The organism is Mesorhizobium yinganensis (genome assembly GCF_040081985.1).
Lineage (GTDB): Bacteria > Pseudomonadota > Alphaproteobacteria > Rhizobiales > Rhizobiaceae > Kumtagia > Kumtagia yinganensis.
In genome coordinates, this window is record NZ_JBEBMH010000034.1 from 46,363 (window position 1) to 60,225 (window position 13,863).

The following is a 13,863-nucleotide window of genomic DNA, read 5'->3' on the forward strand; positions in this document are numbered from 1 at the left end:
GAATAGACATGGCGCTTATTGGCGACCTCGTCGGCTTTGCGTGGCGCAAATGGTCCACGCCGAATGTGCCGTCGTCGGGCGAACACAACCCGCGAAAGGCGGACATTCTGCCGATCGGCCCGGCGATCGACGCCGCGATCTCGACGATGATCGCGGCGCTGGTGCTCGGCAATGCGGTCGGGAAGCAGACGCGCGCGAACCTCTATGCCGATCTCGCACACGATGCGGACAGCTTCGGCATCGTCGTCAATGACGGCACGCCCGCATTCAACGGCCTCTATATCAAGAGCGGCGCGTCTGGCACGGGCTCGTGGGCGATCACGGCCAACGTTCTGCTGCCCGCGTCCTTTGCGTCGACTTTCGCGGCTCTCATCGCCGACAAACAGGACACCGCGCCGAACCTCGATGCGCTGGCCGATCTGGTGCTTGCGAATAACAAGCTCCTCTATGTCAACGGCTCCGGCGACTGGACGCTTGCCGACCTGACGGCGGCGGGCCGTGCCCTGGCGGCTGCGGCGGACGCCTCCGCACAGCGGACAGCGCTTGGCCTCGGCGCGCTTGCCTTGCTGGCGTCCGTCAACACTGCAAACCTCACGGACGGCGCGGTGACCAATGCCAAGGCCGCGACAATGGCGACGGCTCGGCTGAAAGGTCGCGTGACGGCAGGCACGGGCGTCCAGGAAGACCTTACCGCCGCACAGGTTCGCACGCTGCTGAACGTCGAGGATGGCGCAACGGCGGACATGAGCGGCGCGGAGATCAAGGCCGCTTATGAAGGGCAAGGCGACACCAACGCCTTCACCGATACCGAAAAGACGAAACTGGCGGGGGTCGAGACTTCCGCCGACGTGACCGACGCCGGGAATGTCGGCGCGGTGGTGCACGCAGCTGCATCGAAAGCGGCGCCGGCCGACGCCGACACCTTCGCCGGTATCGACAGCGCGGCGTCCAATGTCCTGAAGAAATTCACCTGGGCCAACATCAAGGCCGCGATGAAGGCCCATTTGGACCCTGTCTATCAGCCCGTTGCGACCGTGCTGACCAACACCACGGCGAGCTTTACCACCACGCTGAAGGACAAGCTCGACAGTGTCGCCTCAAACGCCACGGCGAACGCCTCCGATGCGGCCTTGCGGGCGCGTGCCACCCACACCGGCACGCAGGCAATCCCGACCGTCACCGGGCTCGAAGATGCGCTGAACGAAAAGGCGGCTGATGCTGATCTGACTGCCGCCGTCGATCGGCTTGTCGTGCAAGAGGTCACGGCGGCATCGCTGGCGAGTAGCGTCCTGCGGCCTGGCGATGCCCCCGACCTGTTCACGGCGCAACCCACCGGACGTTCGGCGTCCCGCGCGCCGTTTCCATTCACGGGTCGCTACCAGAGCGATGTCTACGGCACGGTGCTGCGCATCAACGGCGCCGATATCCCGGCTGATCCCGGCTACATCGATATCTATACGCGCTTCGAAATCCCGCTTGGCTCGGCTGACAAATACGCCGTGCGATGGGCCTTCGAGCGCATTACTGCAACCGGCGATCCGCTCGGCGACGGCGTCGAGCTGCGCATTCAGAACCTCAACAAAAACCTGAATGCGGTCAGCAACATCCGCTTCGGTGGGCCGGAGGTCGACGGGCACATCGTTTCGGGCGGCGCGGCCTATCCACTCGCCGATGCGCTGGATACGGTCGACGAGACGATCGTAATCAGCCGCGTTGCCGCCGACGATGTCCATTATGTCGTGCCGGCGTCCACGCGCTATGCGTCTATCGGTGGGCGGCTCTTCAAGTCGACCGGCGACACCGGCATCGGCGAACTGTCGGCGACCAACATCACGCTTGCAACGACGGTGGCGGGCGATGCCGCTGCGGTCGCGAGCGATCTGGCCAATGAAGTCGCGACGCGCGACGCCGCCGATAGTGCATTGGATGGCCGTGTAACGGCGGTCGAAACGGGCAAGCAGACGACATCGGCCAATCTTGACGGCTGGTCGGCGGTTGCACCGTCCGCGAAGCAGGACACCAGCGAGCGCGGGCAGGCGAACGGCTACGCGCCGCTCGGCGTTGATCAGAAGGTGCCGGAAGCCAATCAGTCCGGCATCGGGACGCGGGCCGGCGCTGGCGACGCCAATAAGACGATGAGGACCAACGCCACCGGCTACGGCGATGCGTCCTTCCTCGATCCGATGCCGTCGCTCGATCAGATCATGCGGCGCGGCGGCAGCATCGCCGCAATAGACCCGCTGCCGATCCAAACGGGTCCGACCGGCTGGTACATTCCGATCACCGCGGGCGTGCCGTCGATCAGCCAAGTCACGCTGAACGACGGCAAGATGCGCATGTGCTTGTTCCTGACCAACGTGACGCTGGTCGTCGGAAGTGGCGACAATACCCTGCGCGGTGACCAGTTCACGGAGAACGTCACCGTCAAGAGTGGCGATCTCGTCATGTTCCAGGGCGAAGGCAATGGCGTCGTGCGCTTCCGCGTTTGGCCAGGTCAGCGTTCGGTCCTGGAGAGCGCTGGCGCTGTGTCCGCTGGATCGACGCCGCGCCTCGATGAATTCGGCAAGACCGATTTTTCCACCCAACCGAAACAGTACCGCAAGCGCACCGGTGGCCGACTTGTCCCTCTCCTGTCTTGGGGCGGCAAGGGTCTCGGTCTCTTCGCGCTCTATGCGGACGGCACGATCAAGAATCCGATGCTGAATGCGATGCGCCGCGCGACGGCGCCGCTGAAAGCCCGAACCAAGCCCGGCGGGCTGATGTGGGCAGTCGGCGGCAAAGGCAAGGCACTGCTCGGCATGCGCGATGATGGCGAACTGGTCAACAAGACCATCAGCCGGATCGAGGCGCAGGCCAAGGCCGCGCAGGTCTGCATCGATGTCTGGTCGGACGGCGACAGCCGCTCCGACCTCGGCATCAATCCCGGCCGGACGCGCGCTCAGGGCTGGCATTGGTGGGCTCAACTCTACACCGGCGGGCGCGTTCGCTTCCAGGATGCGATGTTCGGCCTTGGCGGTTCGAACTCTCAGCAAATCCTTGAAAGTGCCGGTTCCCTCTGGGGCGCCAAGCCGGGATGGGTGGTTTGCTGGATTTCGATCAACGATCCGCCCGAGGGCAACGGACCGGCATGGACTTTGGCACGCATCCTCGCCTACCGCGACCGCGTGCTCAAGATGGGCCATCGCGTCGTCTTCATCGCGGAGACGCCGAAGGGCGATCCGAATGCCGCCGGCACCTACTATGCCGGCTTCACCGGGTCGCAGCTCCGTCATCACCTGTCCGACCGGGCCGCGCTGCTACAGCAGGCGGCAATCGCTGGCTGCTATGTGATCGATGTCTGGGCGGACTTCATCGATCCCTTGAGCTCGAACGCCAAGGCGAAGGCTGGTCTGCTGCGCGAAGGTCTCCACTTCGGACCTCCGGGTGCTCGTGTCGCCGGCATGAAGATCGCGCAGTTCTTCAACCAGATGCTTCCGCCGCGCAGCTTCCTGCCGACTACGGTCGCGGACCTGTTCCATGCCACGGAATATGAGGCCGGCTCTCTGAATGCGAACCCGCTGTTCCTGACGACTGGCGGGACCGGCATCGTCGGAGCGAACTGTACCGGAACCGTAGCGGACGGCTGGGAAGCCGTCGCCGGCAGCGGTCTCACGGGTGCCTGCTCGGTTGGCGCGGCTGCCAGCGGCTTCGGCAACCATCAGCAGATCGTTGTCGGCGGCGCGGGTCCGACCAGTGTGGAAACCAGCGATACCGCCGGCAACCTCGATCCGCGCCCGATCTCGGTTGTCCTGCAACAGACGATCATGGATACGACGCTCGGCGTCCCGCTGAACCCCGGATACGTGGTCGAGGGCGACTCTTTCCAGGCCATGTGCCACCTCGAAGCGGACGCCGGCATAACCGACGTGCGCGGCTGCGGCCTCTATGCCTGGTACACGACGGCGGCCGGAACCTTCATCAGCGCGGCCGGTGAGCCGGATGTGACCCGTCCGGCCGGACAGATCAACCTTGGCCTGCCGAACGTCGCCTTCTCCGGGTCGATGATCACCCCGGAGACGAAACCGATCGTCGGCACGCCGACGAAGGCCGGCGTCTTCTGGGCGCTGACGGGGGTCAAGTACGCCAGCGGCGTTGCGATCCCGGCGAGCGGCACGTTCCGCATCAGCCAGTGCAAAACCCAACAAGTCCTCAACGACAATCCGCTCTGACAGGAGACCACTCGCATGGTCGAGACCCGTGTTTATTTCGATACCGATGTCGATATCAGCGAGACGGAAGGGGCTTTCGTGCCCTTTCCGCCGTGGGAGTTCGGCGACGATCTTTTCGCCGCGCATATGATCGGCACCGGCTATGCGGCTTTGAACCCGGATGACGAAGCCGAAGCCTATGGCGCACTCTATGACTGGTCCGGCAACGGCCATCACCTCAATTCGCTCAATGACCTCGCCGGCGGCCTCGGCGAATGGGGCGTGACGGCTGGCGTGGTCGCCAACGAAGCAAACACCACGTATACCCTCAAGAATGTCTGGGATGCGGTTGTCGCGGCAGGCAGCGGCGGCTTCACAATCATCGCTCATGCCACCGCACCCGCCGCCGCAAAGGCTGTCGCCCTTGTCCGCAGCGATACCGGCACGCCTGACCCGAATGTCGGCCTTACCCTTGGACTTAACGGCGGCAATGATTTGCGTGTCCAGGCGACAGGTGGCGGCGCGCAGCAGACGGCTTCGATCCTCGACCTGACCACCGAGCTTGGCAACAGCGCCTATTATTGCGGCGTCTACACGCTCGCCAGCCGGTACGGATGGTCGAAGCGCAAGGGCGCGACAACGAAGGCAGTCACGCCGAACAACGTCGCCGTCACCGCCCTGAACGCCAACGTGCCGTTTGAGATCCTGGACGAGGCGGGTTCAGGCACCGGCACGACGGTCGGGTCTAGCTTCTGCATCGTGTTGCGCCCGATCACTCAGGAAGAGTTTGAGGCGGCCGTCGACAACAACATCGAATGGCACGCCGTGGCCGGCACTGGCCTCGACGCCTAACCCGCGAAAACCCCTCTCAATAGGATCATTACTATGGACCGCAATTTCCAGCGGGCGTTTTCGCTCGTCCTCAAACACGAAGGAGGGTGGGCGGACAACCCTGCCGACCCTGGCGGACCTACCATGAAAGGCGTCACGCTCGCGACCTTCCGCAAATATGTGAAGCCGGGCGCGACGAAGGACGATCTCCGCAAGATCACCGACGCGCAACTAGCGATGGTATATCGCCGGCACTATTGGCATGTCGTCGCGGGCGCCGAACTGCCGGACGGTGTCGACTATGCGGTGTTTGACTTCGCCGTGAACTCCGGGCCGCGCCGGGCTGCGACCTACCTGCAGGCCGTCGTTGGCGCCGCTCAGGACGGTAAGATCGGGCCGGAAACGCTGAAGGCGACGCGGGCAAAACTGCACGCCACCGTCATCAACCAACTCTGTGACGACCGCTTGGCTTTCCTGAAACGAGCGAAGGACAAGAAGGGCAAGCTGCTCTGGCCGACCTTCGGCAGGGGCTGGGAGCCGCGCGTCAAGGGCGTCCGGAGGGCAGCGCTGGACATGGCGGCACGGCCATCCGCGCCGGAACCCGCGCCCCAGCCGGTCCAGCCTGCGCCGGTTCCTGTGCCCGTCCCGCAAACCGCTCCCACGCCGCCACCGGGCCGTGATCTGCCGTCGCCAGGCTTCGATTTCCTCGCCTGGCTGCTCTCGCGGTTTCGGCACTGACCTTCAATCTGCAACCGAAAAGGAAAACTCCCATGGACAACAATGCAATGACGGTCCAGTTCGTCCGCATCCTCGGCTACCTGCTGTCTTCATTCCTCGTGACGAAGGGCTACATCGATCCGGCCGCGTCGGCGGAACTCACCCAGAATATCGAATTGCTAACGGGCGGACTTCTAGGCGTCGGCACCTTTGTTTGGTGGCTGAAGGCGAACTGGCGCAAATCCTGAGCCGGTCGCTGATTGAGCAGGGGCATACACATGAACATCACGACCGAGTTCGCGACTTTTGTCATTTTTATCCTCGGCGTGGTGGCCGGCGCCTGGTGGCGCGTCGAAGGTGCTATCAAGGTGGCGAAGGACGAGGCGAAGAAGGACGCGGAAGCCGCCGCGACGAAAGCTGAAGCAGCCGTCGGGCTTCACAACATGCTTTCGATCCAACTCGCCGAACACAAGCTCCATGTGGCCGAAACCTACATCACCAAGGCCGGCCTGCGTGAGTTCCGCGACGAGGTCATGACCGGCGTGCGGGAGCTGAAAGGCAGCGTCTCGACGCTCCATCAACGCATCGACCAAATCCTGCATGAGAAGGGGCGGGAGGCCTAAGCTCTCCGTAAGTAAAGCTGGCGGGGACCCCTCGGAGGGGGTCCCCTGGGCACACTTAGGACTGCCCGCCCTTCCGGCCTGCTTCTGACGCACGTTCGCGGTCATTTCCGAAGTTACCGGAGCCACCACGCTCACCGCCGCTCTGCTGACGGTCCTTGCCGCCTTCGGCGTGCTGTTGGCCGCGGCCACTTTCCTTTTCGTCGTTCTTGTGGCTCTGCTGGCCGGCCTTCACGTGTTGCTCGTGGCTTCCGCCTCGATTGGCCATTGTCATCTCCTCTGATTGTTCGAGGCTCATCGCCTCGGGAGGCAAACCGGCGAGAGCGGGAGCGGTTCCGAGCTGAAAATTTTCGTGATCATACGTCTGTCTGAATTCGACTGCCCGCAGCTTCGGCTGCGGGGCTTTTGGAGGCGCTCTACACGACCGTGCGAACGATTTGGATCAGATATCGCCCGTCGATTTCATACGGAGCCAGATCTTTTCGCCACGCTCGAACGCCAGCAAGGCCTTGAGCTCCTCCGGCTTTTGCCAGCCGAGCTCAAACAGCGACATCAGCAGCATCCCGGCTTCATTGCATTCCGGGCTTTTGATCGGAAAGCCTTTCTCGTCACGCCGGTCAGGATTTTCAGTTGTTCGGGCTTCACAATGCCGGTGAAGGGCATGACGCTCTCCTCCCTGGTTGGGCGAAAGCTTGATGACCTCTTTCAAGCGCCTGTTTGCCGGGTACAGATCGTACAGACGACCATAAAAAACGCCATGTCTGGTGGGCGGTTCCTTCCGGCAGAAAATGTGATCGCTGCTATGACGCGAGCCGCTTCGCCTCGAGCATCAGCGTCTCACGGTCGTTGCCGTGCTTGCGGATGAGTTCGCGCGCCTGAGCGACCGTAATCTGTGCCTGTTCGGCGAAATAGCGCACCTCGTGCTCCTGCTCGGCGGAGACGCGGCTGCGGTCGCGGAAATCTCGTTTGCCGGGATCGTCTGCCATGGATTCCTCCTGTCGAGCGGGAGGAACTGCTGACAAGACCGTGTGTTCCGCTCTCTGTGTCGTTGCGGGCCCAAGAGCAACGCGACGTCGTGACCGTTCAAGCGTCACACAACTGATCACAACCTAAGGGCGATTTTCGCTGTTTCACTTCAGTAGTGGGTGAAGTCGGAGACTGTCTCTCGGTCACAACCTCAGGGAGAAGTCAAATGGCCACTTTTACAGGCACCAACGGCGGCGAGATTTTGCCCAGTCTATTGCTTGGTCCCGTCCAGGCCCTCGGCAACGACACGGTAAATGCGCTCGGCGGTAACGACATCGCGATCGGCTGGGCCGGCGATGATGTGATCAGCGGCGGTTCCGGTGCAGACGTGATCATCGGCGGCTTGCTCAATGCAGCCGGTGTCATAACGCTGTCCGGCACCGACACCTCCGACTATACGACCTCCTCCAGCGGCGTGACGGTCGATCTGTCAACGATCGTCAACCTCACGCTGCCTATCCTTGGCCTTAACGTCCAGCTTACCGGGGCCTCCCAAGGGTTCGGCGGTGACGCCGAGGGAGACTATATGGTTGGCATCGTCAACCTGCGCGGATCGAACGCAAATGACTCACTGAAAGGCAGCGGCGTTGCCAACACTCTGGAAGGCCAGGGAGGAAACGATATCCTGCATGACGGCGGCGTCGGGACTGCTGCCGATACACTGATCGGCGGCATCGGCAACGACACCTACATCGTCTACAATGGAGACGATGTCATCGTGGAAGTCGCAGGCGCCGGCAGTGATCGCGTGGCTGCCGGCGTCGACTATAAGCTGGCGGCCGGAGCGAGCGTCGAAACGCTCAACACAACGAACCTTCGCGCTACCTACGCCATAAATCTCACGGGCAACGAAATCGGCCAGTTGATTCGCGGCAATGACGGTGCGAACGTAATCGATGGCGGCCGTGGGAACGACACGTTATACGGCATGGGTGGGGATGACACGTTCCGCTTCTCGACCGCAATCGGTTCCGGCAATGTCGATCGGATTGTCGATTTCCGCGCGGAGGACGACCAAATCGAGCTGGACGGCTCGATCTTCACCACGCTGGCTTTCGGTGCGCTGAGTGCATCAGCCTTCAAGGAAAACACCTCCGCGCCACGCGACGCTGACGACCGCATCATCTACAACGCCGACACTGGCTCGCTGTTTTACGATGCCGACGGCGCGGGCACAGCCTCCGCGGCAGTGAAGATCGCTGCGCTGACGCCCGGCCTCAATCTTAGCGCTGCCGACTTCACGGTGGTCTGATCCATAAGGGGAGCCGCTAGTAACGTAGTCGATCGCGGTTGACTACTCCCAAGTTGTTGCCACAATTGGGCCGCGATCACTGGAGCCCGTCACCTTCTGGGTGACGGGCTTCTCTTTTGCAGGAACAGTCTATTGGGGGCGAGATTGTCGCGGCGGTCACCGGTCGCGATCGTCCTGGAGCGCATGGACAAGGCGGAAGCGCGGCTCGGCCGGCGACGATGGATCTGCCAACCGGTCTGCTAAATCACCACAAAATCCGCCGCAGTGAGTCCAAGACCGACCGCTACCGCTGCGAACTGGATTCGCGCTCCAGCGCCATTGCCATCCGCATCGAAGAAAATCCGGCCGGTGTCGAACTCGTAGACGATGCGATCGCTGGCATCGGCCGCGAGACCGGTCGAGTTTGCGACGAAGGCCGATGCGGCCAGCTTGCCCGCCGCCAGCCCGGTGAAATAGGCGTTGTCGATCTGGATCGTATCGTCGGCCACATTGAAGTCGGTGATCGTGTCGACATTGGTGGATGCACTCAAGGCCGAGTTGAAGATGAAGGTGTCGGCCCCGGTATAGCCGGTCAGCGTATCGTTGCCTCCATAAGCCTTGATGATGTCGTCGCCGGCGCCGCCGTTGAGCGCGTTCTTGGAAGAATTGCCGAATACGGAATCGTTGTGGTTCGACCCGGACAGGTTTTCGATCGCGACAAAGACATCGCCGAAGGCGTCGCCGGTGTTGATGGCAGGATTGGCGAGGCTGACGACCAGGCCCGCGGCGGCCGAAGCGTAGGACGCCCGGTCGCTGCCGCTGCCGCCGTTGAGATAGTCGGCTCCGACACCACCCATGAGGGTGTCGTTGCCGTCCTGCCCGTAAAGCTTGTCGTCAGCCGCGCCGCCATAGGCCTTGTCGTCACCCGTTCCCGCCAGCACGACGCCGTCCAATGTGCCGAGCCTGCCGTCGTAGAGATCGTTGTTGTCGCCCAAGGATACGTCGCCGATCATCAGGCCCTTATTGATGATCTTTTCCACGGAGTCGCCAGCCGAGTAGGAATAGCTGTTGGCGCCGCCATAGATCGTGCCGTAGTTGGTCACGACGAGCGTCTCCCGCACATCGGAGTTCTGCCGCCCGATCCCGGTGTGATCGCCGTGGATCAGCCCATGGTTGACGATGGTGGACTGGCCGCCGTCGGTCGACGTCGTGTACATGGTGATGCCGCTACTGCCACGAATCTCGCCATAGTTGACAACCGTGTGCTCGCCGCCGCTCAAATAGACGCCGCTGTGGAAGCTCGCGCTTACGGTTCCTGTTTCTCCGACGACGACATGGTTGTTGCGGCTGAGATCGTTGTTGTTGAGAATGCCCATGTAGTCGCCGAACACGTAGCCGTCGATCGTGAACTCATGATCGTCCGTCGTTCCGGCGATTGCCTCGTTTTCGGTTGAACCGACAGTGACTCCGCCAGCGACATAGACGTCTTCGTCGGCGAGCAAAGTTTCTTGTATGCCTGTACCCACCCGATCCAGATAGATAATCTTTGTGGGCATTCTGAACCTCCGAATTTTCTTGAGCTGGGCAGATTTCGGCCAAGGTCTTCATCGGCAGGATAGGTCATACCGCAATTATTTCCAAGCAATTGCGCCTATAGGGCGGCCTCTTTCGGCAGGCACATGGAGAAGACCGACAGCGGACGTGCGATGCAAGTGCGCGCCGAATTATTTGGCGTTTCCTATCCGTTCACCTAGCCTACCCGTCCGCCGCGCCTAGACTCCGTGCGTGCGTAAGCGTTTTGCGTCCGGCTTCATCGAGCCGATGTTCCCGACCCTTGTCGAGGCTCCGCCCGAGGGTGCTGACTGGATTCACGAAGTCAAATGGGACGGCTATCGCTCGCAACTGGTGAAAGAGTTCGACCGGTCACGCATCTTCACCCGCCGAGGTTAGCAGGCGATGTTCAACGCGAGAATCGAAACCGTGGCGACCTCGGGCGCATTCAAGGACGCTTACAAGTCGAAGCGATGCCTCATCCCCGCCGACGGGGTCTACGAATGGACAAAGAGCCCCGTCGATGGCGGAAAGGATCCGTGGTTCATCTCCATGCCCGGAACCGCGCCTTTCAGCTTCGCCGGGCTATGGGCGCACAATGACAAGCTGGATGTGACGAGCTGCACGATCATCACCGAGCAAGCGGCCACTCCGATGTCGGAATTGGACGACCGCCAGCCGATAATCCTCGACCCGGCCTATTACGACGCCTGGCTTGATCCTTCGACCGCGGTCGACGATTTGCAGGATGTCCTTGCTCACGACGTCGATGGCGCCTTGCAGTTCCACCGCGTCAGCCGCGACGTGAACGCCTCGACCAAGGACAAGCAGCGGAACGATCTTCCCCACATGATCGAACGGATCGACCTCGCATCAGAGCCACTCAACCCGCTATGACCGGCCGCGTCGACCCGCCGAAACGCATGCATGATTATCCCGACCGCGACATCGACTGTCAGCAGGCAGTCGAGCGCGAGGTTCAGGAACTCATCGCCGCCGCGCCGCGCGACCTCGTCAAGCTGACTGGTGTTCAAGGCACAATCAACGTCAATTCTTGGGCACCGGATGGGACCCGCTTCGCTTTCGTTGCGTACCCCGTGAACTAAACCGGACCGCTGCAATGGGGTCGATGGCGGCTCGTCCGCTTCTAGGCGTCGCCTTTTCGTCTCTGATCGGCTCGTGTGGGGTGGGAACCTGACCGACCGCTTATAGGCGGCGGAGTAGGGAAAACGGCCCCGAGGTGGCTGTCCGAGCTTGCCCGACGGATTTCGAGGAGGGATTGAGCTTCTTGTTCGTACCTTCGTCACTCGCCGGAGCCCGAACCCTCCTCAATTTACACCCCTATATCCTTATCATAGGCCATAACCGGTGAGAGTTGTGGTTAAGACCTAATGAACGACAGCAGGTCGGGGTTAAGGACATCCGCATGCGTGGTTAGCATTCCATGGGGGTAGCCGGAATAGGTTTTTAGCGACCCGTGCTTAAGCAACTCCACCGCGCGTGGCACTGAACTTGCAAACGGGACGACTTGATCAGCCTCGCCGTGCATCACCAGCACCGGCACGGTGATCTTCTTGAGGTCTTCGGTATAATCTTCGAGCCAAGAGTCGACAGTCGCGTAGTGGGCCAGGGCTCCGCCGGCCATGCCCTGGCGCCACCAGTTCGCAATGATTGCCTCCGAAGGCTTCGCCCCGTCGAGGTTGTACCCGTAGAACGGATTCTCTGGGACAAAACGGTAGAACTCCGACCGGTTGCCCAACACGCCGGCTCGGATCGTCTCGAACCACTCCGGCGGTTGACCGGACGGGTTGTCCTCGCTCCGATACATGTTCGGCGTTAATGAGGCGACCAGCGCCGCCTTCGCGACGCGCTCCTGGTGGCGAGCGACATAGCGAGCGACCTCGCCGCCGCCTGTCGAGTGCCCGATGTGGATGGCGTCGCGCAGGTTGAGGTGCTCAGTCAGGGCCGCGAGGTCGGCAACCCAGTGGTCCATGTCGTTGCCGGTGCTGGGCTGGTCGGACCGGCCGTGGCCGCGCCGATCGTGAGCGATGACCCGATACCCGTGATGAAGGAAGAATGTCATCTGGGCATCCCAGTCGTCCGCTGAGAGCGGCCAACCGTGGCTGAAAACGATCGGCTGACCTGATCCCCAATCCTTGTAGAAGATGTTGACGCCGTCTGTAGTTGTGATCGTGGACATGGCTGTAATCTCCTTTCTTGAACCCCTGCGTTAAGTCTTCCTTTCGCTAAAGACAAAGACCTAGTAGGCTGCGATGTATGCCTTGGTAGCATACCGGGGGGAGTATGGAACTTCGGCATTTGCGCTACTTCATTGCAGTCGCGGAGGAAGGTAGCTTCTTGAACGCTGCCCAACGGCGCCTAAACACTTCGCAGCCGTCGCTGAGCCGGCAGATTCGTGACTTGGAATCCGAAGTTGGCGTGCAGTTGCTGGAGCGCCAGACGCGTGGCGTGGCGCTTACCGATGCGGGAAGAGTTTTTCTCGATCACGCGCGGCTGGCGCTGACGCAAGTCGAGGCGGCGAAAGATGGTGCGCGGCGGACCGCACAGCCGCCTAAGCCAGCACTTTCTATGGGGTTCATGGTTGGACTGGAGGTAATGTGGCTCCCCCACTTGTTGCGTATCCTCCGGGAGGAAGAGCCTGAGATCGAAGTCACGTTGTGTAGTCAGTCCTCGCCAGACTCGCCCTCGCCTTAGCGCGCGGGAAGCTGGACATTGCCTTCCTCCGCCCTGAGAAACAGAACGCAGGCCTGACCTTCAAGTTGTTGGCGAAGGAGCCCTTGATCGCGGTTCTGCCGGCAGGCCATCGTTTGGCCTCGCGCAAAAGGATTCGCCCACAGGATCTTGTCCGCGAGGTCTATGTCAGCTCGGCGAGAACATCTCCTGTACTGCACGGTGTGATTCAGGATTATGCGTCGAAGGTTGGGATCGTGCTCAAGGCAAAGTATGAAGGCGAGAACATATCTTCAGCCATGTCGCTGGTCGCATCCACTGGCGGAGTGACTCTCGTTCCGCTCTATGCACAAAATATGCTGTCGCCAAACGTTGTTGCTAGAGCGCTCGAGGGCGTCCCACCAACCGTCGATCTCACTCTCGGCTACAACCAGGCAAATTCCTCTCCTCTGCTCTGCCGGCTTTTGTCTCGAGCGGATGAATTGGTTGCAAGTGTTCAAGATCAGAGCATCACTCGCTACGTTGAAGCTGGCTAAGGGCGTGGATCATTGGCGCGAAGCCGTAACCTGATCGAGGCAAGCTGAACGAAAGCAAAGTAGTTCGCTGCCAGCTTGTCGTAGCGTGTCGCCACCCGGCAGAACTGTTTAACCCTGTTGAATCACCGCTCGAAGGGTTGCGGGCGCGTTGGATATACGTGCTGACGCATATCGGATCACTCGATTGCTCTTTGCCGGGATCTGCTTTCCCATCGGACGCAGCCGAACGAACGGCAGGTTTCGGGCGGCGAAGGTAGCACTCCGAAAGGCGACAATGGGTAAGCGCCCGGTCATGACCGCCTTCCGTAGTGGTGTTCGGATCGGCTAACGATCGGGCTCGGGATGCTGAAGATGGTGTCCATGAGTGGGGCTTAATGGACACGATCCCGTTGGACGGAATGATTGGCGGGGATCTTCGGGGCGAGACAGCGCCCGCACGCCGGCGCAAGTCCTATACCCTCGAAGAGAAGCAG

16 protein-coding genes and 1 pseudogene are annotated in these 13,863 nt (G+C 61.6%); 11 read left to right on the forward strand and 6 right to left on the reverse strand.

What is annotated here, in order from left to right:
- The first annotated feature begins 8 nt into the window (after positions 1-8).
- Genes ABMA59_RS32165 through ABMA59_RS32185 form a run of 5 tightly spaced genes read left to right on the forward strand, consistent with a single transcriptional unit; the run spans position 9 to position 6,358 of the window.
- Positions 9-4,208, forward strand: coding sequence for an SGNH/GDSL hydrolase family protein (locus ABMA59_RS32165; RefSeq protein ID WP_349009459.1), 4,200 nt, complete (start codon positions 9-11; stop codon positions 4,206-4,208).
- A gap of 15 nt (positions 4,209-4,223) precedes the next feature.
- On the forward strand, positions 4,224-5,039 hold the full coding sequence (locus tag ABMA59_RS32170) for a hypothetical protein (protein ID WP_349009460.1): 816 nt from the start codon (positions 4,224-4,226) through the stop codon (positions 5,037-5,039).
- Positions 5,040-5,072: 33 nt separating this feature from the next.
- The gene (locus tag ABMA59_RS32175; protein ID WP_349009461.1) at positions 5,073-5,756 is read left to right on the forward strand and encodes a glycoside hydrolase family 108 protein; all 684 of its coding nucleotides are present in this window, start codon (positions 5,073-5,075) and stop codon (positions 5,754-5,756) included.
- A gap of 32 nt (positions 5,757-5,788) precedes the next feature.
- Positions 5,789-5,983, forward strand: coding sequence for a Pam3-gp28 family putative phage holin (locus tag ABMA59_RS32180; protein ID WP_349009462.1), 195 nt, complete (start codon positions 5,789-5,791; stop codon positions 5,981-5,983).
- Positions 5,984-6,013: 30 nt separating this feature from the next.
- Positions 6,014-6,358, forward strand: coding sequence for a hypothetical protein (locus tag ABMA59_RS32185; protein WP_349009463.1), 345 nt, complete (start codon positions 6,014-6,016; stop codon positions 6,356-6,358).
- Between the two features lie 55 nt (positions 6,359-6,413).
- Here the strand turns inward: ABMA59_RS32185 and ABMA59_RS32190 are convergent, their stop codons facing one another.
- The 3 genes from ABMA59_RS32190 to ABMA59_RS32200 form a co-directional block, all read right to left on the reverse strand.
- On the reverse strand, positions 6,414-6,623 hold the full coding sequence (locus ABMA59_RS32190; RefSeq protein WP_349009464.1) for a KGG domain-containing protein: 210 nt from the start codon (positions 6,621-6,623) through the stop codon (positions 6,414-6,416).
- A gap of 174 nt (positions 6,624-6,797) precedes the next feature.
- On the reverse strand, positions 6,798-7,064 hold the full coding sequence (locus tag ABMA59_RS32195; protein ID WP_349009465.1) for a hypothetical protein: 267 nt from the start codon (positions 7,062-7,064) through the stop codon (positions 6,798-6,800).
- Between the two features lie 91 nt (positions 7,065-7,155).
- The gene (locus ABMA59_RS32200; protein ID WP_349009466.1) at positions 7,156-7,341 is read right to left on the reverse strand and encodes a DUF3606 domain-containing protein; all 186 of its coding nucleotides are present in this window, start codon (positions 7,339-7,341) and stop codon (positions 7,156-7,158) included.
- A gap of 206 nt (positions 7,342-7,547) precedes the next feature.
- On the opposite strand from ABMA59_RS32200, the gene ABMA59_RS32205 reads away from it, so the two are divergent.
- Positions 7,548-8,633 (forward strand): calcium-binding protein, encoded by a 1,086-nt coding sequence (locus ABMA59_RS32205; protein ID WP_349009467.1) that lies wholly within the window; start codon positions 7,548-7,550, stop codon positions 8,631-8,633.
- Between the two features lie 239 nt (positions 8,634-8,872).
- On the opposite strand, the gene ABMA59_RS32210 is transcribed toward ABMA59_RS32205, so the two are convergent.
- Positions 8,873-10,168 (reverse strand): calcium-binding protein, encoded by a 1,296-nt coding sequence (locus tag ABMA59_RS32210; protein ID WP_349009468.1) that lies wholly within the window; start codon positions 10,166-10,168, stop codon positions 8,873-8,875.
- 229 nt (positions 10,169-10,397) lie between these two features.
- Here ABMA59_RS32210 and ABMA59_RS32215 point away from each other — a divergent pair, with 229 nt between their 5' ends.
- The 3 genes from ABMA59_RS32215 to ABMA59_RS32225 are packed head-to-tail and all read left to right on the forward strand — an operon-like array spanning position 10,398 to position 11,269.
- Entirely contained in the window at positions 10,398-10,562 is a 165-nt protein-coding gene (locus ABMA59_RS32215; RefSeq protein ID WP_349009469.1) for a DNA ligase-like domain-containing protein, read from the forward strand.
- Positions 10,563-10,568: 6 nt separating this feature from the next.
- Positions 10,569-11,060: an SOS response-associated peptidase gene (locus tag ABMA59_RS32220; RefSeq protein WP_349009470.1), complete on the forward strand. Its 492-nt coding sequence runs from the start codon at positions 10,569-10,571 to the stop codon at positions 11,058-11,060.
- Complete coding sequence (locus ABMA59_RS32225) at positions 11,057-11,269, forward strand: hypothetical protein (protein WP_349009471.1); 213 nt, start codon at positions 11,057-11,059, stop codon at positions 11,267-11,269. Before ABMA59_RS32220 ends, ABMA59_RS32225 begins: the two co-directional genes overlap by 4 nt.
- A gap of 275 nt (positions 11,270-11,544) precedes the next feature.
- On the opposite strand, the gene ABMA59_RS32230 is transcribed toward ABMA59_RS32225, so the two are convergent.
- The gene (locus ABMA59_RS32230; protein ID WP_349009472.1) at positions 11,545-12,363 is read right to left on the reverse strand and encodes an alpha/beta fold hydrolase; all 819 of its coding nucleotides are present in this window, start codon (positions 12,361-12,363) and stop codon (positions 11,545-11,547) included.
- Positions 12,364-12,521: 158 nt separating this feature from the next.
- On the opposite strand from ABMA59_RS32230, the gene ABMA59_RS32235 reads away from it, so the two are divergent.
- On the forward strand, positions 12,522-12,878 hold the full coding sequence (locus tag ABMA59_RS32235; protein WP_349009473.1) for a LysR family transcriptional regulator: 357 nt from the start codon (positions 12,522-12,524) through the stop codon (positions 12,876-12,878).
- Positions 12,879-12,895: 17 nt separating this feature from the next.
- On the forward strand, positions 12,896-13,390 hold the full coding sequence (locus ABMA59_RS32240; RefSeq protein ID WP_349009476.1) for a LysR substrate-binding domain-containing protein: 495 nt from the start codon (positions 12,896-12,898) through the stop codon (positions 13,388-13,390).
- Here ABMA59_RS32240 and ABMA59_RS37390 read toward each other — a convergent pair.
- Positions 13,387-13,512: pseudogene (locus tag ABMA59_RS37390) on the reverse strand (IS5/IS1182 family transposase); the annotation flags it as partial. The gene ABMA59_RS32240 and the pseudogene ABMA59_RS37390 overlap by 4 nt on opposite strands.
- Positions 13,513-13,863: the final 351 nt, after the last annotated feature.